Consider the following 23,143-nt stretch of genomic DNA (forward strand, 5'->3'; position numbering starts at 1 on the left):
GCTATTGCAGCCTGAGGCCCTGCGGCCGGATCAGCCCGTCCGGCACCGGCACGAAGCCCGAGAGGCGCGTGGTGTGCGCGACGATGTTCTTCGCGTGCCACAGGTAGATGCGGCTGCGGTCCTCGCGGATCGCGATGCGGAAGGCCTTGCCGTAGAGATCGCGGCGCTTCTCCATGTCCTGCTCGACCCGCGCGGCGTCCAGCAGCTTGTCCACCTCGGGGTTGCCGTATTTGCCGTCGTTCTGCGCCCCGTTCGTGTGCATGAAGGTCCAGGTATTGCCGTCCGGATCGACGCGGCCGGACCAGTTGATCAGGTAGGTCTCGAACTCGCCCCGGTTCGCCGCCTGCAGGGAGGAGGCGAATTCCATGGTGTTCAGCTTCAACTCGAAGCCGGCCTCCTTCACCATGGCCTGGATGACCTCGCCGACCTGCCGCAGGTCCGGGCTGTTCGGGATGGTCATCTCCACCGGCACCGGCGCGGTGACGCCGGCCTGGCGCAGCAGCGCCTTCGCCGTCTCCAGGTCGCGCGCCTGCGGCTGGAATCCCTTGACGTGATAGGGGCTGGAGGGCGGGACGGGCTGCGCCGTGACGGTCCAGGCGCCCTCGTAGACCACCTGGTTGATGGCATCGCGGTCGATCGCCAGCTCGAAGGCCGCGCGGATGCGGGCATCCTTGGCGAAGGGCGTCTCGGCGCGCGGACCGTTGGCGAGGTTGTAGGTGATGCTCTGGTAGCCCAGCCCGTCATAGGTCAGGACCTTGAGCCGCGCATTGCGCTGCACCGCCTTGATGTCGTCCGGCTCGATGGTCTGCACCATCTCCAGCGCGCCGGACTGCAGGTTGGCCAGCCGCACCGTGTTGTCGGGGATCGGCAGGTAGGTGATGCGCGGGATGGTGATGGCCTGGGCGTTCCAGTAGCCCGGGAAGCGCTCGACCACGATGCGGTCCTGCGCCACGCGCTCGACGAAACGGTAGGGGCCGGCGCAGACCGGCTTCGTGCCGAAATTCCGCCCCGCCGCCTCGGCGGCTTTCGGTGAGACGATCGTGCCCGCGCGGTCGGTGAGCTGCGACAGGAAGGGCGCGGAGGGTTCCTTCAGGCGGATGCGGACCGTCCTCGGGTCCACCACCTCGACCGACTCCATGGTGTTGATCTCGCCGCGGCGGAAGCTGCCCTGCAGGGTCAGGTGGCGGTTCAGGGAGTAGCGGACCGACTCGGCATCCATCGCCTCGCCGTCGTGGAACTTCACGCCCTCGCGCAGCGTGACCAGCAGCGTCTTCGGGTCCTCCCAGCGATGGCCGCTGGCGAGCTGCGGGACGATCTCGAGCTTCTCGTTGATGTCGAAGAGCTTGTCGCAGAGCGAGGCGAAGACGATGCGGCCGACGAAGGTGCGGGCCAGCGTCGGGTCCAGGATGTCGGGATCCTCGCGCAGGCCGATGCGGAGGTTCTGCGCCTCAGCCGTCGCCGTCAGCGACAGCGCGGCAAGGGCAGCGAGGGCGGTCGTGCGGGTCATGCGGTCTCCCCGGTCGGTTCTGGTTGCGGCGCGGGCGCGCCGAAGAAGGCCTGCAGGCGGCGCAGCCGCTCGCCGCCCGCGACGCGTTCGCGGAGCGCCGGGGCGGGCGGCAGGCGGTCCTGCAGGTGGCAGGCGGCGCGGTGCTCGCCGCCGGCGAGCCCCGGCACCTCCGTCCGGCAGACGGCCTCGGCGAAGGGGCAGCGCGTGTGGAAGCGGCAGCCGGCGGGCGGCGCGATCGGGCTCGGCGGATCGCCTTCGACCAGCGCCGCCTTCGCGCCCGTGCCCGGCACGGCGGCGAGCAGCGCGCGGGTATAGGGATGCCGCGGCGCGCCGAAGACCGCCGCGGCCGGGCCCTCCTCCACGATCTGGCCGAGATACATGACCGCCACCCGGTCGGCGATGTGCCTGACGACGCCGAGGTCGTGGCTGATCAGCACGAAGGTCAGGCCGAGCTCGCGGATCAGGTCCTGCAGCAGGTTCACCACCTGCGCCTGGACCGAGACGTCGAGCGCGCTGACCGGCTCGTCGCCGATGACCAGCTTCGGGCCGCTGGCGAGCGCCCGCGCGATGGCGATGCGCTGGCGCTGACCGCCGCTGAACTCGTGCGGCCAGCGGCGGGCCATGTCCGGCCGCAGCCCGACGCGCTCCAGCAATTGCCGCACCCGCGCCCGCTCGCCGCCGCGCTGCACGACGTCGTGCAGCCGCAGCGGCTCCAGGATCGCGTCCTCGACCGTCATGCGCGGATCGAGGCTCGCGAAGGGGTCCTGGAAGATGAGCTGCATGTCGCGCCGCCGGGCGCGCAGCGCGCGCGGCGAGAGGGCGCGCAGATCCTCGCCCGCGAAGCGCAGGCGGCCGGCATCCGGCTCGATCAGCCGCAGCGCGAGGCGGCCGAGCGTCGACTTGCCGCAGCCGGATTCGCCGACGATCGCCAGCACCGTGCCGGCCTCGACCGAGAGGGAGACGCCGTCCACCGCGCGCACGGCGCCCCGCGCGCGGCCGAGCGCATCGCGGACGGGGAAGTGCTTGGCCAGCCCCTCCAGCTCCAGCAGCGCCGTCATGCCGTGGCCCCTGCCGCGGCCCGGGCCGGCACCGCGCCCTCCGCCACGCCGTCGAGCGGCGCGCGCCAGCAGGCCGTGCGATGCCCGGGATGCACCTCGGCGAGCGGCGGCTGCGCGGCGCAATCCGCGCCGGCGAAAGGGCAGCGCGGCGCGAAGCGGCAGCCCGGCGGCGGCGCCCGCAGGTCGGGCACCGTGCCCTCGATGCTGGCCAGCCGAGTGATCTTCCCCTGGGCTCCGCCCTCGATGGAGGGGACCGCGCCGAGCAGCCCGACGGTATAGGGATGCTCCGGCCGGGCGAACAGCGCGGCGGCCGGCGCCGCCTCGGCGATGCGGCCGGCATACATCACCGCGACCTCGTCGGCATGGTCGGCGACGACGCCGAGGTCGTGGGTGATCAGCACGACAGCCGTGCCGGTCTCGCGCTTGAGTTCGTCGAGCAGCGCCAGGATCTGCGCCTGCACGGTGACGTCGAGGGCGGTGGTCGGCTCGTCGGCGATCAGCAGGCGCGGCCGGCAGGCCAGTGCCATGGCGATCATCACCCGCTGCCGCATGCCGCCCGAGAGCTGGTGCGGATACTGCCGGGCGCGCCGCGCCGCATCGGGGATGCGCACGCGCGCCAGCATCTCCACCGCCTGGTCCATGGCGGCGCGGGGCGCGAGGCCCTCATGCAGCCGCAGCGCCTCGGCCACCTGCTCGCCGGCGGTGAAGGCCGGGTTGAGGCTCGTCATCGGCTCCTGGAAGATCATGGCCAGGTCGCGGCCGCGTCGGCCCTGCCAGGGCCGGCCGGGCTGCCCGACCAGGTCCTCGCCCAGCAGCCGCACCGCGCCGCCGAGGCGTGCGCCCGGCGGCAGCAGGCCCATGACGGCGAGCGCGGTGACCGACTTGCCGCAGCCGCTCTCGCCGACGATGGCGAGGGTCTTGCCGGCCCCGACCGCCATGCTCACGCCATCCACCGCGCGCAGCGGGCCGCGGTCGGTGGCGAATTCCACCGTCAGGCCCAGCACCTCGAGGACCGGCGTGCTCATGCGCGCGTCGCCGCGGCGACCGCCGCCTCGATCACCACCCGGTCGAAGACGCCGGGATGGCCGCGGCCCGGCAGGAAGCGGCGAAGCTGCACGAAGCGCTCCTGCGCCACCGCATGCAGGCGGCGGAGTTCGGCCAGCGGGTCCGGGTGGTCGTCGACGCGGAGGTCGAGGTCGGGGTAGGGGTCGCGGCTCGCCACCTGCAGCGCCGCCGATTGCCTGCCACGTTTGTCGCCGCCCGCGGCCTCCCCGGCCTCGAGCGCCGCGATCAGCCGCAGCGCCATCGGTTGCGCCGCATGCGCGCCATAGGCCTCGAGCGTCGCCTGCACCACCTGCGGCCCGGCCAGCATGTTGCCCATGACCGAGACATCGGGCCCCCGCACGCCGCCGCACCAGTCCACGCAGGCGGTGCCGGTATGCTGGGCGATGCGGCCATCGGCCGAGAGCAGGTGGAGCTGCCGGTGGTCCCGGCCCGCATCGGCACCGGTCAGCGCCGCAACGACCGCCTCCGGCGCCGCGCCGGCGCGCAGCCGGTCCAGGGCCTCCGGGGCATAGAGCGGGTTCACCAGGGCCTGGGTGGCGACCGCCCCCACGCCGCCCTCCACCCGGGGGCAGATGGCGCCGACCGCGAAGAAGCGCGTCGCGACGGCGACGCCGAGCTCACCCGTTTCCGGGTCCCGTGCGAGGATCGACCAGGTCATCCGCGGAAGGTGACACGCCGTGCCCCCCAGGCAAGGGGAGGGGCGGGGGCGAAATCGGCCGCGCGGGCGGCCCGCTGCCTTCAGCGGTGGCGCTGTGGCGCGGCCTTGCGCAGCGGCGCGGTGCCCTGCGGCCGGTAGGCGATGGGCTCGGCCGCGGCGGCGCCGATCGGCATCTCGGCCAATTGCTCGAAGCGCAGACTGCGGTGCAGGGCGGGCGCGCTGGCATAGGCGGTGGCGGTGTCGCCCTCCGGCCGGTTGTAGATGAAGCCGTAGGTCGGATAGGTGCGGCCATAGGCGCCCTGGTCGTAGCCGACCTGCACCCGCACCGCAGTCCAGTCATTGGCCTCCGAGACATCGACCACGCTGACATTGTGCATGATCGTGCCCTTGCGGATGCCGGGGCCGGCCCAGTTGGCGTGGTCGATCAGCACATGCCGCGGGCCGAGGACGCGGCTGACCACGGCGACATGGCCGGCGGCCATGCCGCCGCTGCGGCGGAAGGCCATGACCGAGCCGGGCTCGGGCATCTGGCCGCGGTGGTAGCGGCCGGCGGCATTCCACCACCAGTCGCCGCCATTGCCGTAGACCTCCATGCCGGTGACGCTGCGGGCATAGGGGACGCAGGAGATGCCGGCCCAGGCGCCGGCGGTGCGGATACGGTGCCGCTGCGGGGCGGCGGCGCGGTGATGGCCGGCCTTCAGCTTGACATGCGCGGCGCCGACCGGCTTCGGGGCGGGCCCTGGCTCCTGCCGCGTCCTGGATGCCTCGGCCTCCGTCGTCCCGACGGCCGAGCCCAGCAGGACGCAGACAGCCAGCGTCGTCCCCGAAAGGCGCATGAAATTCCCCGTCCCGTTGTTGTCCCTGCGGCATCCACCGCTCCGCGCCGTGCTTCCCCCACGCTTCGCGAAACTGAGACTGCCTGACATCCGCGGTAACAAGGGCCGGGTTTCGAGGGCAACCCACCGCATTGAAACAGGCCGCAATGAGCAGTGATTTTCCGGATCAGAACCGGCTTGCCGGTCTATGAACCGACTATCGTCCTAGGATCGGGCCGCATCGCAGCTCATGCAACAGTGTGATGGCTGGATTGCAACAGGGGCCGGGCTCGTGGCGCGGAGGATTCCCGCCCAGGCCGGGACGAAAAAAGGCCCGGATGCGCTGCATCCGGGCCCCGGGTTAACGCCGCCTCGGCTCAGCGGCAGGCGGTGATCATGATCTCCACGAGGTGCCGCGGGTCGGCCATGTTGGCCTCCACGCAGGCGCGGGCCGGGCGGCCCTCCTCGCCGAGCCACTTCACCCAGACCTTGTTCATGGCGTCGCGGTCGCGGATGTCCTTCAGCCAGATCTGGGCGGAGAGCAGGCGGCTCTTGTCGGTGCCGTTGTTCTCCAGCGCCTGGTCGATCTTGGCGATGACCTCCTCGGTCTGGCCGGTGATGTCCTTGGAGAGGTCGTCGGCGGTGATGCCCGCGAGGTAGACGAAATTATGGTACTCGACCGAGGTCGAGAGGATGGCATTGCTGCCCTGGCGGGTGATCTTGGCCATCGCTGAAAGCCCCTCCGTTGCGGAAGGGGCGTTCTAGACCGGATGGCCGCCGCCGTCATGGGGTTGCCGCCCGCCGCTGTTGAGCGGTGGCGGGCCGCGGCCCATAAGGCAGCCCCATCCCAGGACAGGCACCATGCCGCACTTCGACGATGACGGCAGCGACCCGGTGGCGGAGGCCCTGGAGCTGGCCGAGGAGATCGCTCCGGAGATCGCCTCCATCCTCTTCACGCATTACCCGGATGCCGAGACGCTGGACACGCTCCGGCCCGGCGAGACCGAGCTCGAGACGGTCCGGGCGGTGAACCGCGCCGTCGCCGGGCTGCTCGCGGCCGAGGGGGTCGAGATCCTCGCGCAGGTCGCCGACCGCGCCGCCTTCCGCCGCTGGCTGCGCGACCGGGAGGATGGGCCGGAGGCGCGCCTCGGCTGGATCGACCGTACCCGGCTGCTGCGCGGCGCGGCGGCGCACCGGCTGCTCGGCATCCCCGACCCGGTCGAGCCGGCGCCGCCGCGCTTCCCCCCGGCCCCCGGGCCGACGGCCGATCGCCTGCTGGCGCTGCTGGAGGCGGATGACCGCGACGGTTTCGAGGACCTGGCCCAGGCGGTGATCGCGGCCGGCCGGCAGGACGTGCTCGACCTCGCCATCCGCAAGATCAGCCGGCAATACGGCGAGGAGGCTGGGGAGGAATTGCTCGGCGACCTGCTGGCGGTGGCGGAGGGCGCGCCCCTCGGGCCGTCCGGCTGGGCCGATCTCGTCGCCCTGCCGGTGGCGCTGCCGACCGGGCGGCCGCCGGATGCGGCGGCGCTCGGCGATAGCCTGCTGCAGGCCGGCCTGCTGCCCGAGGATCTCGAGCTCCGCGTCCTGCCGGGCTGGCGCTCGCCGGACGCGCTGGCGGGGCTCGCGCCGCTCGCGCTCCGGCGCGTGCTGCTGGACCTGCTCGCCGGGGCGGAGCCGCGCGACCTGCCCCCGGGCGATACCGACGAACTGGCGCGGCAGGGCTTCGGCCTGCTGCTCGGGCTGCAGATCGACTGGGACATCCCGGTCTGGGAGCGCATCGCCGCCGCCGGCGGGCTGCCGGAGGCCGAGGAGGAGGACGAGGCGGCGGCGGCGGAATCGGCCGCGCGCTTCGACCGCTGGCGCGGCGCCGCCTTCGGCGCGGGCGAGGGCTGCGTGCCGCTCGCCCTGGTCCCGGCCTCGGAGGCCGGCGCCGAGATCGCCGCCTTCCTCGAGGAGGCCGGGACCGAGGGCGCGGCGCTCGAGGAGATCCGCGAGTTCATCGCCGTGGCGCGGCGCGAGGCGGGCAATGAGGAGGTGGTCTGCCGTCCCGAGGTGGTCGGCGACGGGCTGGAATTGCTGCTCTACACTGCGAGCGGGCGCTTCCTCGATGGCCTCACCCTCTCGGCCGCGCAATTGCCGGCGCGGGCGGAGGAGATGCCGCGGCTGATCGAGGGCTTGGTCCGGCTGGTCCGCGACACGCCGGGACGCTGAGGGCGGCCGCGCCTACCAGTTGCGCGCGCGCATGGGGCGGGCGCGCGGCGGCGGCTTCGGGCCCATCACGGCGTCGATCTCCGCCTTGGCCCGGTTCAGCACGTCGCCGAGCGTCGGCGTCGTGGCATCCCGCGTGACCTCGCGCGTGGGGCCGCGATTGGCCGGCGGGTGGATCAGGACGGTGAAGCCGGCCTTGCCGCGATCGAGCACTTCCAACTGGTGCATCCGGTACTCGCGGACCTGAACAACGACGAGGTCGGGCATGACGCCGCTCCGAGGTAAGCCGAAGGGTATAGAGCATTCATGCTGCGATGCAACATGAGGCCCCTCGTCGGCTCGCCTTGTATGTTGGCCGAGCCGATTCAGACCTCCGGGCCATCCGGCCCTGCGGTCATCGGCACGCCTCACCCCACGGCATAGGTGCTGCCCGAGGCCGCCGCGCCGATCATCGCCTCGAAGACCGCGATGCCATGGACCGCCTGCTCGAGCGGCAGCGGATAGGCCGGCCCGCCCGCCGCGGCCGCGGCGAAGGCGGCAAGCTCGGCGGCCTCGATATCCACCTTGGGGTAGTCGCGGGTAAAACCCTCCGGTGCGCCCTCGCCGGGGACGGGCGTGAAGACCAGTTGCTGTGGCCCGCGCATCTCGGCCGCGCCCTTCGTGCCGTAGAGCGCCACCCGCCAGGTCTGCGGCGCGAGCGAGAGGGTGGCGAAGGTGCAGGTGGCGCCGGAGGCGAAGCGCGCCAGCATCGCCGTGGTGTCGTCCACATGCGGCAGCACGCGGCGATGCGACTGCACCGTCACCTCGGCGAAGGGCCCCATCAGATTGATGAGCATGTCGATCATGTGGATGCCCATGGCGCCCATGCCGCCGAGCGGGCTCTCGCCGCGATCGGCGCGCCACATGCCCTCCTTCCAGCCGGCCGCGGCGGGGCCGCTGATATGCCCCTCCGCGTGCAGGACGGTGCCGAGCGCGCCTTCGGCCAGCAGCCGCTGCATCTCTTCCGTCGCCGGCAGGAAGCGGCGGTTGTGGCCGAGGGCGAGCACCACGCCGGCGGCCCGGGCGGCGGCGACCATGGCCTCGGCATCCGCCCTGCGCATGGCGAAGGGCTTCTCGACGAAGACATGCTTGCCGAGTCCCGCCGCGGCGATCACCTGCGCCGCGTGCTGCGAATGCGGCGTGGCGAGGACCACCGCCTCCACCTCCGGGTCGGCCAGCACCGCCGCGTAGTCCGGGTGCAGCCGGATGCCCTGCCCGGTGGCCCAGGCGCGGGCCTTCTCCGGCGTGCCGGTGCTGCCGGCGACGAAGCGGAGGCCCGCATCGTTCCTGCGCTGCACGCTCTCGACCAGCACGCGGCCCCAGCGGCCCATGCCCACGATCCCGGCCTTCAGCATCGCATCCCCGATCATCCGTTCGAGGAGAGGCTAAGCAGGCTTTCGCGGCCTGGGCCACACTGCATGCGGTCCCGTCGCTTGCGGTGCGTCCGAAAAGCATCCGCCGATCCCGGGCCGAGCTGTCCGGTTCAATAGAATTTCGTATATTGTCTAATGAAGATGTATATATTCTGCCGAATGGCCCCTGCGACCCTCGGTATTAGAGAACTAAACTCACTCGCTCAGATTTCTATTAATGTATGGTTGACGACAAAAACGAATTCGCTCAAATCGTTGGCTGATCGGTCGTGAACGGGGCAGCCATGCGCATTCCAACAATTCTCCCAGCACTGTCGCTCCTGTCGCTGAGCGCGGTCGCCCTTGGGGCTGCCCCGGCCGCAGCGGCCGAGATCCTGATCGAGAGCTTCAGCCACACCACCGCGGTCCAGGCCCCGAGCTTCACGGACAGCTTCACCCTCTCGTCCTACAACCCGAACCTCCCTGGTCGCGGCGCATTGACCTCGGTGACGTTGCAGGTGACCGCCAGCGCCCAAGGGTCGGTGACCGTCCTCAACACGAGCCAGCAGTCTCAACCCTTCAGCAATGCAACGGCCTCGGTGCCGCTGACGCTGGACTTCCTGGTCAATGCTACGGCGGTGCGCACGCTCACTGGCACGGTGTCTGCTGGCCCTGCGTCGGGCACCGTCGCTGGCGTCCAGATGTACTATGTTCCTGCCATCGACATGACGTTACCTTTTGACGGGCGTGCCACAGTCAACGGGCTGACCGGCACCACGACCTTCTCGCTGCGGTTCACCGATCCCGCCACGCTCGCCTTGTTCAGCTCCACCTCCGCCGTGTCGCTCAGCTTCTCGTTGCATGGTGCGTCTGGCATCTATGCGGGTTCGGGAGCTGCTGGCGAGGTGTTCTTCGGTGGCAACGCCTTGGCCGGGGCGGTGACGACCGTCTATTACTATGACGACCCGCCGCAGAGCGTGCCGGAGCCGGCTTCGATGGCGCTGCTCGGCCTTGGCGTCGGAATGCTGGGCTTCACCCGCCGGCTGGCCTCGCGCCGGCAGGACTGAGCGGCGGTTTCGACCTCACGGCGCGAGCAGTCGCCGGCGATCGGAACGGGCGGGGCGGGCGAGCATCAGGCCGATCGCGGCCAGGGCGACCAGCGCCGCGGAGACATCGGGCAGCGCCCCGTCGTCCCCGGATAGCCGACCCCGCCGGCCCGACCGGCCGAACGATCTCCCGACAGGCCCTGAGATGAACGCCTGCCCGGGATCCCTTCGCGGCGCAGATCCCGAGCGCTTCGCTCAGGGCGGATCGCGCCGTCGCGGCATCCCGGGCGGGCCTGCCCCGCAACCGGGCCTCCACGATCGCCGAGGCGTCAGGCCCGGCGGCCAAGCCGTGTCAGCACCGCGCGCAGCGGCGCGGTGATCCGCCAGGAGCGGCTGGCGAGGATTCGCTGCACATGCGCTTCCTCGGCGGCACGCGCCGCGGCCTGCGCGGCGGCGTCGCGCCGCGCCTCGGCCAGCGCCGCATCCTGCGCCGCCTGCCGGGCCAGGAGCGCTGTGACCTCCGCCTCCCGCCCGGCGAGCCGCGCCGAGAGGTCCGCCAAGTCCTGCTCGCGGCCGGCCAGCCTCGCCCTGGCGTCGGTCAGGGCCGCATCGCGCATCGCCAGGTCCTGTTCGCAGCCGGTCAGCCTTTTAAGGGCCTCGGCCAGGGCCGCGTCGCGCGCTGCCAGCGCCTGCCCGGCGGCCTCGAGCCGCGCCTCGCGCTCCGCCAGGCGCTCGCCGGCTGCTTCAAGCTCGCGCTCCCGCGTGGCGAGCCGCGCCTGGGAGATCGCCTCGGCGGACTCGTGCTCGGCCAGCCTGGCCTGCAGCGCGGCGATCGCCTGGCCCGCCGCCGAGCCGGGCTCCCCGGCGCCGGCCTCGACCACCGCGGCCCGCAGCGCGGCGATGGCGAGCATCTCGTCGGTCTCGGCCCGCTCCGCCTCCCGCCGCGGCGGCCCGCCCTCGCCGCCGTCCAGGATGTTCACCGCCGGTGCATGGTCAGCGATGCGGCCGCGGCGCTGCAGCGCGCCGGGCCCGGCCTTGCGGAAGACGGCGACGAAGTCGCACCAGCCTTCGCCGCCCTGGCGGCCGACGAAGCTCTCGGCCAGCATCACCGCGGTGCCCTGGCGTGCCGCCCAGCCGCACAGCGCCAGGCCGGCATCCGGGTAGAAGCGCCAGCAATCCAGCGGGAAGCGATGGACGACGTGGTTGCTCGGCGCGTTCAGGTACAGCAGGCCGCCCGGCCGCAGGATGCGCACCAACTCGAGGAAGGTCTGCCAGAAGGCCGCATCGTGCTCGAAGGCGGAGGAGGTGACGGCAACATCCACGCTGCCATCGGCCAGCGGCAGGGCGGCCCCCGGCGCGACGGCCACGTCCACGCCGGGTCCCGGCGCCATGTCGAACCCGACCCAGCGCACGCCCGGCGGCGCATGGTCCCGCAATCGGCCATTGACGTCATAGCTGCCGAGTTCCGCCACGATCCGGAATTCCGGCTGCCAGTAGAGCTCGAAGAACAGCCTGCCATGGAGGTGCGCGGTGTCGTGCATTGCGTTGCGGTATCGCGCCGAGGCGCTGCGGCGCAACGCCAAAGGGCGTCACAAGGCCCGGATGCGCTGGTATGTCGGGCGGGCCGATTCAGGCCTCCGCGCCTTGCGGCGGCCCTCCGGTCATCGGGCCGCCTTGCGTGTCGGGCGGACCGATCCAGACCTTCGCGCCCTGCGGCGCTCCGGTCATCGGGCCGCCTTGCATGTCGGGCGGACCGATCCAGACCTTCGCGCCCTGCGGCGCTCCGGTCATCGGGTCGCGTCAGCGCGCGGCGGCCGGCGCCTCCCGCCGTTCCTCCAGCACGCCGCGCATCGCCGACAGCCGCCGCAGGCCCCAGGCCAGCACCAGCAGCGCCGCCCCCATGGCCAGGATGGTCGGCAGCCGCAGCCCGAAGACCTCGCCCAGGCTGCCGAGCGCGAGCGCGCCGAGCGCCGGGCAGGCGCGGGTGATCAGGCCCCAAAGGCTCAGCACCCGCCCGCGCATGGCCGGGTCGGCGGCGTTCTGCACCAGCGTCTGGGTGGAGATGCCGTGCACCGAGCCGGCGCCGCCCATCACCGCGGCGCAGAGCAGGGCGAAGGGAAAGGCGCCGGTCGCGACGAAGCCGACCGTCGCCACCGCCTGCACCCCGACCGCGCCGACGGCCAGCGCGGTGGCGCCGGCCATCCGCCCGCGATTGGCCACCCAGAGCCCGGCGATCAGCGCGCCGACGCCGATGCAGGCGGTCAGCAGTGCCAGCCCGTCCGGGCCGCGCAGGAAGAGGCGCTCGATGAAGGGCGGCAGGATCTCCTGCACCCCGCGCATCAGCACCGCGGCGATGGCGGCGAAGAGCAGCAGCGGGCCGATCCCCGGATGCCGCCCGGCATAGCGGAAGCCGGCGATCGCCTCGGCCCAGACGCTGCCCTCCGACGCATGGCCGCGGCGCTGGGCGGCCTCGACCCGCAGCAGCGGCATGGTGGCGCAGGCGATGACATAGGCGAGGCAGTTCAGCAGCACCGCCGGCACCACGCCGCCGAGCGCGATCAGGGGCCCGGCGATGGCCGGCCCGATGAAGCGCGCCACGTTGTAGCAGAGCGAGTTGCAGGCTACCGCCGCCGGCAGGTCGGTGCGCGGCACGAGGCCCGGCATCAGGCTCTGCCGCGCCGGCTGGGAGAAGCTGGCGGCGGTCCCGCTCATCGCCTCGAGCGCCAGCAGCAGGCCGATGGAGATATGGCCGCTGGCGACCATGCCGGCGACCAGCGCCGCCTCGCAGGCGATCACCGCCTGGGAGAGCATGGTCAGCCGCACCCGGTCCATGCGGTCCGCCACCGCCCCGGCAATCGGGCTGAAGACCACCGCCGGCGCCAGGTCCGAAAAGGCGGCCATGCCGACCCAGAGGGCGCTGCGCGTCATCTCCCAGGCCAGCCAGGAGACCGCGATGCGGTGCACCCAGAGGCCGGTCCAGGAGATCAGCGAGGCGCCGAAGAAGAGCTGGGCGTCGCGATGCGAGAGGGCGCGCCCGAGCGCCCCGAAGGAGCCGATCTTGTATGTCGGGCGGGCCGATTCAGGTCTCCGGGCCATCCGGCCCTCCGATCATCGGCACGCCTCAGCGCTGCGGCGCCGCGCGGGTATTCTCCTGCACGCATTGGTCGGCGAGGCGGTCGCGCTCGTAGATCCGGCCGAGCCGGTCGGTCTCCGCCCGCTGGGAAAAGATGCTGGCCTGCGAGCCGAGGCGGGAGTCGCGCTCGTCCTCGCGCATCAACTGGCCGCGGTCACGGAAGGTGATGATGCGGTCGGCCTCCCGCCGGCAGGCGGAGGCGACCGCGGCCTGGTCGCGCAGCCCGGCGGCGGGGGCGGGTGCGGCATAGACCTGGCCGGGCGCGGTGGGCAGGGCGGCGCGCGGTGCCGGGCCGGGCGCGATGGGGACGGAGGAGATGGCCGGGTCGCGCCCGCCCGGGGCGCAGGCGGCGAGGGTCATCAGCGCCAGCCCCGCGAACGGCCCGCGGAGCGCGGCGAGGCGGGGCGGGCAAGCGGGCTGGGGGATCATGGTCGGGCTCTCATGCGATGCGGCGCCGGTCGGCGCGGGGCGGCAGTCGGTCCGACAATAGCCGGCGAATCGCCGCCTCGTCGAACCGCGCGCCCGCATCCAGCGGCAGCCGCGCCGCGGCGTCCAGCAGGGCCGGATGCAGATCGATGCCATCGGGCCCGACATCGAAGAGCGGGGCGAGGGCCGGCACGCGCCCCAGCACCTCGACGAGAGCGAGCAGCCGGAGGCAGAGGGCGAGGCCGGGCAGGGTGGCGAGGCCGTAGCCGGCATCGACGGCCTCCGCCCAGCAGCCGGCATCGGCATCGGCGATGGCGATCTCCGTCGCCTCGCCATCCGGGCGGGCGAAGCGCAGCAGGCGGGGCGGGCCCCAGAGTTCCAGCCCGGCGGCGCGGCGGGCGAGGGACCAGGCGGCGAGCAGGTCGGCGGCCTCGACCGCCGGCAGGCGCTCGGGTGGGATGGGAACGGCATAGGTCAGCGCGCCGGCGGGCGTGCGGGCGACGCGAATGGGGCCTGGCATCGGGGGAATGTGGGCCCGGGGCGCGGGTGGCGGAAGCGTGGTTACGGGGGCGGCGAGTGCGGCTCCCGGCCGGGCGGGGTGCGGCGGGCGGCGACGACGGCCCGGCCGGGTGAAAATGCCTGAAGGACAGCAGTTTCCGTTCCGCTGCTTCCCGGCCGTCGGGCAGACGGAGGAGCTTTTCACGTTACAGGAAGGATGTCGTACATGCAACTGATTTTACAATATTTTTCTCCCGAGGCGGCGCGTCCACGAAAGGCGGGTCGGGCCATGGCCCGCTGGGCCTCGCCCGGTTCCCCTGGCAAAGGACGTAAGTTCCTGGTATGTTCCCAATCCGGTGATGGAGGAGAGCGATGCGCGCATCCCCGTCCGCAAGGCCTACAGGCCGGACCGCCGCCGCCGCGGGCGCTGTCGCCATGGCCAGCGGCTGCGTCGGCCGCCGCCACATCACCGCCACAATTGCCCCCGGGGGGTTTGTCCGAAAGCTGCAATCGCGCTCAACTCGCGGCCTCATTCCGCCGGGGCCCGCCGCATGACCGAACTCGCCGACCTGCCCGCCACCGACGCCGCCCGGCGCCTGCGGGAGGGCAGCCTCTCCGCCGCCGCGCTGACCGAGGCGCTGCTCGACCGCATCGCGGCGCGGGAGCCCACCCTCCGCACCTTCGCCTGGTTCGACCCCGCGCTCGCCCGCCGGCAGGCCGCCGCGCTCGATGCCGCCCGCGCGGCCGGCCGGGCGACGGGGCCGCTGCACGGCCTCGCCCTCGGCGTGAAGGACGTATTGGACACCGCCGACCAGCCCTCGCAATACGGCTCGCCCATCTGGGCCGGGCACCGGCCGCGGGCGGATGCCGCTTGCGTCGCGCTCGCCCGGCGCGCCGGCGCGGTCATCCTCGGCAAAACGGTGACCACCGAGTTCGCCACCCGCCACCCCGGCCCGACCGCGAACCCGGCCAATCCCGGGCACACCCCGGGCGGCAGTTCCTCGGGCTCGGCGGCCGGCGCCGCGGCGGGCTTCTTCCAGGCCGGCTTCGGCACCCAGACCGCCGGCAGCATCATCCGCCCCGCCGCCTTCTGCGGCGCGGTCGGCTTCAAGCCCTCCTACGGCACGCTGCACCGGGCGGGCATGAAGGTGATGAGCGAGTCGCTCGACACCATCGGCCTCATCACCCGGACGGTCGCCGACGCGGCCTTCGTAATGGCCGGGCTGACCGGCGGCGATTTCGGCAGGCCGGAGGCGCGGCCGGACCGCGCCCCGCGCCTCGCCCTCTGCTGGGGCCCAACCGCTGAGCTCGCGGCGCCCGAGACCCGCGCGCTGCTCGAACGCGTGGCGGCCGCCGCGGCGCGGGCCGGCGCGCGGGTCGAGGCGCTGGAGATGCCGCCCGCGGTCGCTGCCGGCCTCGCCGCGCATCCCACTGTCATGAACGGCGAGAGCGCCGAGGCGCTGGCCTGGGAGCTCGACAACGCCATGGCGCTGCTCTCCCCGGTGCTGCGGGAGGCCATGGCGCGCGGCCGGGCGGCCGGGCCCGCAGGCGTCGCGGCCGGCCGGGCGGCCTTCGCCGCGGCCCGGGCGGCCTTCGCCGATGTCGTCGCGCCCTACGACGCCATCCTGACGCCGGCTGCCCCGGGCGAGGCGCCGGAGGGGCTGGGCTGGACCGGCGACCCCGCTTTCAACGCCCTCTGGACCCTGCTGCACGTGCCCTGCGTCACGGTGCCGGCGGGGACGGGGCCGAAGGGCCTGCCACTCGGCGTGCAGGTGGTGGGCGGCTTCGGGCGCGATGCCGCGACGCTGGCCTGGGCGGAGTGGGTCCGCCAGGCGGCGGCCTGATGCCGGCGCCGCGGCCCGCGCCTCCGCAGGGGAGAGGGGCCGCGGTGTGGGTCCGCGCCTGAGCAGAGGCTCGCGGCCCCGGCCGCAGGTCGTGCAGCCCGATCCCCGAGAGGATCGCTCAGCGCACCCCGGCGAAGCCCGGCGCTTTCTTCAGCGCCTCCGTCGTGTCGAAGTCGCGCAGCACGGCGTCGTCGGCCATCTCGACTTCCGCCACCCGGTCGGCATGCTTGCCCGCCAGGTGCCGCGCCCCGACATCGCCGGAGATGGTCATCATCTCCGGCAGGAATTCCCGGGCCCAGAGCATCGGGTTGCCCTGCTTGCCGCGGAAGGTCGGCATGACGATGGCGCGGCCTTCCTCCGGGTCGAAGGCGGCCAGCAGCCGGTCGATCATCGGGCCGGCGACCAGCGGCATGTCGCCGAGGCAGATTACCACGCCCTCCACCTCCGCGGGCAGCGCGGCGAGGCCGGCCCGGAGGCTGGCCGACAACCCCTCGGCATAGTCCTCGGCATGCGCGAAGATCACGCCGCGGCCGGTGAGCGCCTGCTCCACCCGCTCCCGCTCGTAGCCCGTGACGACCACCACCGGCCGGGCGCGGCTGCCGAGGACGTTGTCCACCACCCGCGCCACCATCGGCACGCCCTGCTCGTCCGGGACCAGCAGCTTGTTGAGCGGCGCCATGCGCCGGCTGCGGCCGGCGGCCAGCACCAGCGCCGCCACCTGCCGGGCACGGCGCGGGGCGAGGGTCGGCGCCGGCGTATTGGCCGCCTCGGCCCGCGGCAGGGGCCGCACCTCGATCTCCTTGAGCAGGCCGCCGACGCCCATGCCCATGATGTCCTCCGGCGTCACGGCGAGGCCGGCGAAGAGCCGCTGCAGCACCCAGTCGATGCCGTTCAGCTTGGGCGACTTGGCGCAGCCCGGCAGGACCAGCGACGGGATGTCGTCGATATGGCCGAGGCAGATCAGGTTGCCCGGATCCACCGGCATGCCGAAATGGTCGATCGACCCGCCGGCGCGCACGATCGCCGCCGGGCCCACGTCGCGCCGGTCCACCACGGCGGAGGCGCCGGCGACCAGCAGCACCTGCGCGCCCTGCCGGCGCAGGCGGTTCAGGGCATCGGCGATCGGCGCGGTCTCGTGCCGCGTGCGCTCCGGCGGCAGCAGCGTGCCGCAGAGCGCCTCGATGCGGTCGCGCGTCGCCTCGACCGCGCCCTCCATCACGCTCTCCTTCACCCCCGGCAGTTCCGTCAGGACCAGCCCGACCTTGAGCGGCCGGAAGGGGTGCAGCGAGAGGGCGGCGGGCCCCTGCCGCGCCATGGCCTCGGCCACCTGCAGCACCGGGCCGGGCACGGCGAAGGGGATGACCTTGATGGTCGCCACCATCTCCTTCGCCGACACGGGCACATGCGAGGCGAGGGTGGCGACGGTCAGCGATTCGTCGAGCGCGTTCAGCCGGTTCACCACCTTGGGGTTGACCACCAGCAGCCCGGCGCTCTCGGCAAAGAGGTTCACCCGCCCGGTCGAGGCGCGCGAGCGCGAGAGGAGCGGCCCCATCAGCGCATTGGCCAGGCGGTCGGAGGCCTCGTTCTCCGGCACGTCGCCGGGCTCGAGCCGCGCGGCGATGACGCTGCCATGCCCGCCCTGCTGCAGCGCCCCGATCGCCGCCTGGTCCAGCACGGTGCCCTTCTTCAGCACCCGGCCCTGCAGCCGGATGGTATGGGCGAGGACCGCGCCGCGCGCGTCGTCCAGCGGGGTCGGGCCGAAGATCATGCCGCGGCGGCCTGGGCAGGGGTGGCGCGGGTGGCGAGGGCTGCGCCCCGCCGTGCCGCTACCACCTCGGCGAGGATGGACAGCGCGATCTCGGGCGCGGTCACGGCCTCGATGTTGACGCCGACCGGCGCGTGGATGCGCGCGATGGCGGCCTCGCCGTGACCCGCCTCGGTCAGCCGCGCGACGCGCTTGGCATGGGTCCGGCGGCTGCCGAGCGCGCCGATGTAGAAGGCCTCCGACTTCAGCGCGACGTCGAGCGCGGGGTCGTCGAGCTTCGGGTCGTGGGTCAGCGTCAAGACGGCCGTGCGCGCGTCCGGTGCCAGCGCCACCATGGCGTCATCGGTCCATTCATGGATCAGGGTGATGCCGGGGAAGCGGTCGGCGGTCGCCCAGGCGCGGCGGGGGTCGACCACCGTCACCGCGAAGCCGAGGGTCTGCGCCATCGGCACCAGCGCCTGTGCGATGTGCACGGCGCCGACCACGATCATGCGCAGCGGCGGGTTGTGCGGGTGGATGAACCAGGCCTCGCCATCCAGCGTGACATTGCCGGCCGCGTCGTCCCGCAGCGCCCGCTGCGCGGCCTCGGCCAGCGCTCCGGGCACCGCGGTCTCGGGCCAGAGGCACTGGTGGCCATCGGTCAGGCGCGTCAGCAGCGCGACCGGGCGCTTGGCGGCCTGCGCCGCCTGGAGCGCCGCGAGCACCTCCGGCGTCACGAGAGCTTCTCCACGAAGACCTTCAGCTTGCCGCCGCAGGCGAGCCCCACTTCCCAGGCCCGCTCGTCCGAGATGCCGAAGTCGAGAAGCTGCGGCGTGCCGGTCTGCATGGTCTGCTTCGCCGCATCCGCCACCGCGCCCTCGATGCAGCCGCCCGAGACGCTGCCGGCCAGCTTGCCGGAGGCGCTGACCGCGAGCCGCGAGCCCGCCGGCCGCGGGCTGCTGCCCCAGGTCTCCACGACGGTCGCCAGCGCGACCGTCTCGCCGGCCGCCCGCCAGCCGGCGGCGGTCGCCAGCACGTCTTCGGAATCGCTCACGCTGCCATCCTCCTCCCGGGCTGCGGGCCGCTCAGCGTCTCCACCAGCGACCGCAGGGACTGCAGATTATGCACGGGACGGAACTCGTCCACATGCGGCAGCATCGCCCGGATCCCCTGGGATCTGGGCTGGAAGCCCTCGTAGCGCAACAGGGGGTTCAGCCAGATGAGCCGGCGGCAGGAGCGGCGGAGCCGGTCGGTGGCATCCGCCAGGCCCTTCGCGCCCTCCCGGTCCAGCCCGTCGGTGATCAGCAGCACCACCGCGCCCTGACCGAGCACGCGCTTGGCCCATTGGCGGTTGAAGAGCTCGAGCGACTCGCCGATCCGTGTCCCGCCCGACCAGTCCGGCACGATGTGCGAGACCAGCTCGAAGGCGACCTCGGCGTCCTTGTGCTTGAGCTGCCGGGTGACGTTGGTCAGACGCGTGCCGAAGAGGAAGCTGTGCACCCGGTCGCGATCGTTGGTCACGGCATGCAGGAAGTGCAGCAGGATCTGGGCATACCGCGCCATGCTGCCGGAGATGTCGCAGAGCGCGACCAGCGGCGGCGGGCGCGTGACCTTCCGCCGGCGGGCGAGGGTCAGGATCTCCCCGCCCTCGTGCAGGCTGGCGCGGATGGTGGCGCGGAGATCCACCACCGGCCCCTGGGGGTCCGGGCGGAAGCGCCGGGTCGGCCGCGCGTCCAGCGGCAGGACGAGCTTGCGGATCTCCTTCTTCGCCTCGGCGATCTCGGCGGCCGACATGGCCTCGAAATCCATGCTCTGGAGGCGCTCGCGCTCGCTGACCGTCATCGCCACCTCGACGGGCGGCTTCTCCTCGGTCGGCGGCGGCTCCCGCGGCGGCTGCTTCGGCGGCGTCATCGCCTCGGCCACGCGGCGGGTGCTGGGCGGCGCCTTCCGCTCCTGCTTGAAGCCCTCCAGCATCGCCATGGCGGCGGCGTTCCGCCCCGCCTCCGGGTCGCGCCAGAAGAGCAGGAAGGCCTGGTCGAAGACGTCGAAATCCTCGTGCCGACGGACCATGACGCCACGCAGCGCGGCATGCACCTGCCGCCGGTCGGCGATGTCCACCAGCCCGATGGCCTCGGCGGCGGCCAGCACATCGGCGGTGCCGACGCGCATGCCCGTGCGCCGCAGGATCCGCGCGAAGGCGAGCAGGTTGTCCGCCAGCGCCCCGCGGGAGGGGCGGGTGAGGGCGTCCATGGCGGCGAATTCGCTCATGGCCGGGCACCTCTGCAGAGGGGGCGCGGCCCCCTCTGCACGCCCCCGCCGGGGGCCCGGGCGGCCCCCGGACCCCGCCTGGGGTCTATCGCCATGGGGAGGCCCCCCGGCGGGGGGCCTCCCCATGGCGATGACTCATGGGTTCCAAGGGCCCTTAGGCCTTTGGCAGGGGGTGCAGGGGGACGGCGTCCCCCTGCGGGATGCCGGGGCCGCGATGCCCTCACGCCGCCGCCTGCTTCGCCTCGGCGACCAGCCGGGCCGCCTCCGCGCCGCGGAGCTTGGCGATGTCGTCCTGGTACTTGAGGAGCACGCCGAGGGTCTCGTCCACCGCGGCGGGTTCCAGCTCCTCGGCATCGAGGGCGGCCAGCGCCGCGGCCCAGTCGATGGTCTCGGCGACGCCGGGCAGCTTGAAGTAGTCGCCGCCGCGCAGCTTCTGGACGAAGGCGACGACCTGGGCGGAGAGCCGCTCCTTCACCTCCGGCGCGCGGATCCTGAGGATTGCGCGCTCGCGCGCCGCGTCCGGGTAGTCCACCCAGTGATAGAGGCAGCGGCGCCGGATGGCGTCGTGCACCTCCCGCGTGCGGTTGGAGGTGATGATCACCACGGGCGGCACCTCGGCCCGGATGGTGCCGAGCTCCGGGACCGAGAGCTGGAAGTCGGCCAGGATCTCCAGCAGGAAGGCCTCGAAGGGCTCGTCGGCGCGGTCGAGTTCGTCGATCAGCAGGACGGCCGGGCCGCCCTCGGGGCTGAGGGCCTTGAGCAGCGGCCGCTCCTGCAGGAATTCGCGGGCATAGATGCCGCGCTCGAGCGCCGCCCGGTCCTGCGCCTCGCCGGTGGCCTCGGCCAGGCGGATGGCCATGAGCTGGCGCGCATGGTTCCACTCGTAGGCCGCGGCCGAGAGGTCGAGGCCGTCATAGCATTGCAGCCGCACCAGGCGGCGCGGCAGCTCCTTGGCCAGGACCTTGGCGATCTCGGTCTTGCCGGTGCCGGGCTCGCCCTCGAGGAAGAGCGGCCGGCCCATGCGCAGCGCGAGGTGGACGGTCGTCGCCAGCGCCTTGTCCGCGACATAGCCGCCGCGGGCCAGCAGCTTCTGCGTCTCCTCGACGCTCGCGGGCAGGTCGGGCACGCGGGCGGGGTGATCCTGGGGCGGCCGATTGACGGCTTCGCTGCCGCTCAGCCGATCGGACGCGCTCACAGGAACATCAGCGCCAGGATGCCGAGCATGAGGACGCAGCCGGCCCAGAACTGCAGCGGCAGGCCGAAGGGCTCGATCTGCATCATCAGGCGCAGCGGGCGGATGGCCTCCTCGTCCACCGCGCGCGGGTTCGGGCGGTAGACCGGCTTGCCGCCGCCGGCGCTCGGGCCCTCGGCGCCGTGCTGGGTGAGCGGGCCGGGCGCGTTCAGGTCCCGCAGGTACTCGGTATCGGTGCCGGCGGCCGCGCCGCCCTGCGCCGCCGCGGCGACGCGCTGGTCGGTGGCGGCGCGGTTGGCCGGGCTCGCCATCGCGGCGCCGGCGCGGATATTCGCCGCGTCCTCGGGGGCGCCGCGGTCCTCGGTCGGGAACTTGGCGCCGGAGGGCGGCGGGGCCGTGGCGGCTTCGGGATGCGCGGTCGTCGCATCCGCCATGGCGGGCTCGGGCGTCAGCAGCGCGGCGAAGCGGTTGAAGAACTGGTCCGACATCTGTTTGGCGGTGCTGTCGATCAGCCGCGCGCCGAGCTGCGCCATCTTGCCGCCGACCTGGGCCTTGACCTGGTACTTCAGCAGGGTGTCGGAGGGGCCGAGCTCCTCGAGCGCGACGTCGGCGCCGCCCTTGGCGAAGCCCATGGCGCCGCCATTGCCCTCGCCGGTGATGGTGTAGCTCTGCGGCGGGTTGATGTTCTCGAGCTTCACCTTGCCGCCGAACTTGGCGGACATGGGGCCGAGCTTCACGGCGACGCGGGCCTGGAACTGGTCGTCGGCGGTGCGCTCGACGGACTCGCAGCCGGGGATCGAGGCGCGCAGCGCCTCCGGGTCGTTCAGTGCTTCCCAGACTTTCTGCCGCGGCGCTGGAATGCGCCGTTCGCCGGTCATTTCCATGGTCTGCTCCCGAATTCGCGTCGGACCTTAGTGGCGGGGGAGGGGAAGGGAAACCCCCGGAGGGTCCGCCTGGATGTGTGCTTTTGGATGCCTACGAAGGGAGGAAACCTCGCCCCGGTTCCGTCCGGTGCGGCGGCGACTGGCCCGCCGGGGCGTGACGGGTCCGGCATCCAGGCAGGACAGCGGTTGCGGCCGCCAGCCGTTCCCGTTGCGGCCGGCGGCACACCGCGATGTGCGATGACAGGGCGGGGCGGACCTGCCTGCGGGCGCCGGATGGGGAGGCGGCAGGACGCTAGGGGGCCCGGTCCATGGCTTCGGCCGAAGGCGCCGGCGATACGCTTTTCCTATCGTGGCCGCCGCGGCTTCGAAATTGACAGATCACCGGCCCGGGCGCTCTCTCCCGCCCCGAACCCTCCGAAGCCCGAGAGAGACGCCATGCCCTATGTGATCGGTGCCGATGTCCCGGACGAGCCGGCCGGCCTCCGCTTCCGCCGCCTGCTCGACCGCCCCGAGATCCTGCAGATGCCGGGCGCGCATTTCGGCATGGCCGCGCTGCTGGCCAAGAAGGCGGGGTTCGAGGCGCTCTACCTCTCCGGCGCTGCGATGACCGCGACCATGGGCCTGCCGGACCTCGGCATGATCACGGTGGACGAGGTCTGCTTCTGGATCCGCCAGGTCAGCCGCGCCGCCGGCCTGCCGATGCTCGTGGATGGCGACACCGGCTATGGCGAGGCGCTGAACGTCATGCACATGGTCCGCGCCTTCGAGGAGGCCGGGGCGGGCGCGGTGCATCTCGAGGACCAGTTGCTGCCCAAGAAGTGCGGCCACCTCAACGACAAGAAGCTGGCCGATGCGCATGACATGGCGGCCAAGTGCGCCGCCGCCGCCAAGGCCCGCAAGCACCTCTATATCATCGCCCGCACCGATGCCGCGGCGAGCGAGGGCATGGACGGCGCGGTGGCGCGGGCGAAGCTCTACCTCGAGGCCGGGGCGGATGCGATCTTCCCCGAGGCGCTGACGACCCGCGAGATGTTCGTGGAATTCGCCAGGCGGATGCCGGGGGTGAAGCTGCTGGCCAACATGACCGAGTTCGGCCGCACGCCCTTCTTCACCGCGGCCGAGTTCCAGGAGATGGGCTATTCCATGGTGATCTGGCCGGTCTCCCACCTGCGCGTGGCATCGAAGGCGATCGAGGAGCTCTATGCCTCGATCCGGCAGAATGGCGGCACGCACAAGATGGTGGACCGGATGCAGACCCGGGCCGAGCTCTACGCCACCATCGGCTACCACGAGTACGAGGCGCTGGACGCGACGCTGGTGAAGACCGTGATCCCGACCGGGATGCCGCAGCGGAGCTGAGGCGCATGGCGATCGCCGCCTCCGGCCCGATCGCATAAGCGCGC

At 73.0% G+C, this 23,143-nt stretch carries 23 protein-coding genes; 4 read left to right on the top strand and 19 right to left on the bottom strand.

Annotation, left to right across the window (positions count from 1 at the left end; genetic code table 11):
- Position 1: 1 nt before the first annotated feature.
- The 6 genes from Q7A36_RS08140 to Q7A36_RS08165 all read right to left on the bottom strand — a co-directional run bounded on the left by Q7A36_RS08140 (position 2) and on the right by Q7A36_RS08165 (position 5,831).
- Positions 2-1,507: an ABC transporter substrate-binding protein gene (locus tag Q7A36_RS08140; RefSeq protein WP_305103179.1), complete on the bottom strand. Its 1,506-nt coding sequence runs from the start codon at positions 1,505-1,507 to the stop codon at positions 2-4.
- Positions 1,504-2,565, bottom strand: coding sequence for an ABC transporter ATP-binding protein (locus tag Q7A36_RS08145; RefSeq protein ID WP_305103180.1), 1,062 nt, complete (start codon positions 2,563-2,565; stop codon positions 1,504-1,506). The genes Q7A36_RS08140 and Q7A36_RS08145 overlap by 4 nt, the downstream gene beginning before the upstream one ends.
- Positions 2,562-3,590 carry an ABC transporter ATP-binding protein gene (locus Q7A36_RS08150; RefSeq protein ID WP_305103181.1) on the bottom strand — a complete coding sequence of 343 codons (1,029 nt, stop codon included), beginning with the start codon at positions 3,588-3,590 and terminating at the stop codon, positions 2,562-2,564. The genes Q7A36_RS08145 and Q7A36_RS08150 overlap by 4 nt, the downstream gene beginning before the upstream one ends.
- Positions 3,587-4,288, bottom strand: a complete 702-nt coding sequence (locus Q7A36_RS08155; protein ID WP_305103182.1) for a DUF1028 domain-containing protein — start codon at positions 4,286-4,288, stop codon at positions 3,587-3,589. Before Q7A36_RS08155 ends, Q7A36_RS08150 begins: the two co-directional genes overlap by 4 nt.
- 80 nt (positions 4,289-4,368) lie before the next feature.
- Positions 4,369-5,124, bottom strand: a complete 756-nt coding sequence (locus tag Q7A36_RS08160) for a CHAP domain-containing protein (protein ID WP_305103183.1) — start codon at positions 5,122-5,124, stop codon at positions 4,369-4,371.
- Between the two features lie 356 nt (positions 5,125-5,480).
- Positions 5,481-5,831 carry a RidA family protein gene (locus Q7A36_RS08165; protein WP_305103184.1) on the bottom strand — a complete coding sequence of 117 codons (351 nt, stop codon included), beginning with the start codon at positions 5,829-5,831 and terminating at the stop codon, positions 5,481-5,483.
- Positions 5,832-5,964: 133 nt separating this feature from the next.
- Here Q7A36_RS08165 and Q7A36_RS08170 point away from each other — a divergent pair, with 133 nt between their 5' ends.
- Positions 5,965-7,317 carry a hypothetical protein gene (locus Q7A36_RS08170; RefSeq protein WP_305103185.1) on the top strand — a complete coding sequence of 451 codons (1,353 nt, stop codon included), beginning with the start codon at positions 5,965-5,967 and terminating at the stop codon, positions 7,315-7,317.
- Positions 7,318-7,329: 12 nt separating this feature from the next.
- Here the strand turns inward: Q7A36_RS08170 and Q7A36_RS08175 are convergent, their stop codons facing one another.
- Complete coding sequence (locus tag Q7A36_RS08175) at positions 7,330-7,581, bottom strand: hypothetical protein (RefSeq protein ID WP_305103186.1); 252 nt, start codon at positions 7,579-7,581, stop codon at positions 7,330-7,332.
- 140 nt (positions 7,582-7,721) lie between these two features.
- Positions 7,722-8,708, bottom strand: coding sequence for a Gfo/Idh/MocA family protein (locus tag Q7A36_RS08180; protein WP_305103187.1), 987 nt, complete (start codon positions 8,706-8,708; stop codon positions 7,722-7,724).
- A 302-nt stretch (positions 8,709-9,010) separates the two neighbouring features.
- Here Q7A36_RS08180 and Q7A36_RS08185 point away from each other — a divergent pair, with 302 nt between their 5' ends.
- Positions 9,011-9,772 carry a choice-of-anchor E domain-containing protein gene (locus tag Q7A36_RS08185; protein WP_305103188.1) on the top strand — a complete coding sequence of 254 codons (762 nt, stop codon included), beginning with the start codon at positions 9,011-9,013 and terminating at the stop codon, positions 9,770-9,772.
- Between the two features lie 308 nt (positions 9,773-10,080).
- Here Q7A36_RS08185 and Q7A36_RS08190 read toward each other — a convergent pair whose 3' ends face one another.
- The 5 genes from Q7A36_RS08190 to Q7A36_RS08210 all read right to left on the bottom strand — a co-directional run bounded on the left by Q7A36_RS08190 (position 10,081) and on the right by Q7A36_RS08210 (position 13,830).
- Complete coding sequence (locus Q7A36_RS08190; RefSeq protein WP_305103189.1) at positions 10,081-11,292, bottom strand: methyltransferase domain-containing protein; 1,212 nt, start codon at positions 11,290-11,292, stop codon at positions 10,081-10,083.
- 88 nt (positions 11,293-11,380) lie between these two features.
- Positions 11,381-11,542 carry a hypothetical protein gene (locus Q7A36_RS08195; RefSeq protein ID WP_305103190.1) on the bottom strand — a complete coding sequence of 54 codons (162 nt, stop codon included), beginning with the start codon at positions 11,540-11,542 and terminating at the stop codon, positions 11,381-11,383.
- A 9-nt stretch (positions 11,543-11,551) separates the two neighbouring features.
- Positions 11,552-12,847, bottom strand: coding sequence for an MFS transporter (locus tag Q7A36_RS08200; RefSeq protein ID WP_305103191.1), 1,296 nt, complete (start codon positions 12,845-12,847; stop codon positions 11,552-11,554).
- A gap of 25 nt (positions 12,848-12,872) precedes the next feature.
- Positions 12,873-13,313 (bottom strand): hypothetical protein, encoded by a 441-nt coding sequence (locus tag Q7A36_RS08205; RefSeq protein WP_305103192.1) that lies wholly within the window; start codon positions 13,311-13,313, stop codon positions 12,873-12,875.
- A 10-nt stretch (positions 13,314-13,323) separates the two neighbouring features.
- On the bottom strand, positions 13,324-13,830 hold the full coding sequence (locus Q7A36_RS08210) for a hypothetical protein (protein ID WP_305103193.1): 507 nt from the start codon (positions 13,828-13,830) through the stop codon (positions 13,324-13,326).
- 529 nt (positions 13,831-14,359) lie between these two features.
- Between Q7A36_RS08210 and Q7A36_RS08215 the strand changes: the two genes are divergently transcribed.
- Entirely contained in the window at positions 14,360-15,652 is a 1,293-nt protein-coding gene (locus Q7A36_RS08215) for an amidase (protein ID WP_305103194.1), read from the top strand.
- Between the two features lie 118 nt (positions 15,653-15,770).
- Here Q7A36_RS08215 and Q7A36_RS08220 read toward each other — a convergent pair whose 3' ends face one another.
- The 6 genes from Q7A36_RS08220 to Q7A36_RS08245 all read right to left on the bottom strand — a co-directional run bounded on the left by Q7A36_RS08220 (position 15,771) and on the right by Q7A36_RS08245 (position 21,740).
- Positions 15,771-17,420 carry a molybdopterin-binding/glycosyltransferase family 2 protein gene (locus Q7A36_RS08220; RefSeq protein WP_305103195.1) on the bottom strand — a complete coding sequence of 550 codons (1,650 nt, stop codon included), beginning with the start codon at positions 17,418-17,420 and terminating at the stop codon, positions 15,771-15,773.
- Complete coding sequence (locus Q7A36_RS08225) at positions 17,417-18,133, bottom strand: XdhC family protein (RefSeq protein ID WP_305103196.1); 717 nt, start codon at positions 18,131-18,133, stop codon at positions 17,417-17,419. Before Q7A36_RS08225 ends, Q7A36_RS08220 begins: the two co-directional genes overlap by 4 nt.
- Positions 18,130-18,450 (bottom strand): XdhC family protein, encoded by a 321-nt coding sequence (locus Q7A36_RS08230; RefSeq protein ID WP_305103197.1) that lies wholly within the window; start codon positions 18,448-18,450, stop codon positions 18,130-18,132. The genes Q7A36_RS08225 and Q7A36_RS08230 overlap by 4 nt, the downstream gene beginning before the upstream one ends.
- Positions 18,447-19,664, bottom strand: a complete 1,218-nt coding sequence (locus tag Q7A36_RS08235) for a vWA domain-containing protein (protein WP_305103198.1) — start codon at positions 19,662-19,664, stop codon at positions 18,447-18,449. Before Q7A36_RS08235 ends, Q7A36_RS08230 begins: the two co-directional genes overlap by 4 nt.
- A gap of 220 nt (positions 19,665-19,884) precedes the next feature.
- Complete coding sequence (locus Q7A36_RS08240) at positions 19,885-20,790, bottom strand: AAA family ATPase (RefSeq protein ID WP_305103199.1); 906 nt, start codon at positions 20,788-20,790, stop codon at positions 19,885-19,887.
- A 65-nt stretch (positions 20,791-20,855) separates the two neighbouring features.
- Positions 20,856-21,740, bottom strand: a complete 885-nt coding sequence (locus tag Q7A36_RS08245; protein ID WP_305103200.1) for a CoxG family protein — start codon at positions 21,738-21,740, stop codon at positions 20,856-20,858.
- A gap of 435 nt (positions 21,741-22,175) precedes the next feature.
- Between Q7A36_RS08245 and prpB the strand changes: the two genes are divergently transcribed.
- Positions 22,176-23,099: a methylisocitrate lyase gene (gene prpB / locus Q7A36_RS08250; protein WP_305103201.1), complete on the top strand. Its 924-nt coding sequence runs from the start codon at positions 22,176-22,178 to the stop codon at positions 23,097-23,099.
- Positions 23,100-23,143 lie beyond the last annotated feature (44 nt).

Origin of the sequence: Paracraurococcus lichenis (genome assembly GCF_030657435.1) — a bacterium.
GTDB lineage: Bacteria > Pseudomonadota > Alphaproteobacteria > Acetobacterales > Acetobacteraceae > Paracraurococcus > Paracraurococcus lichenis.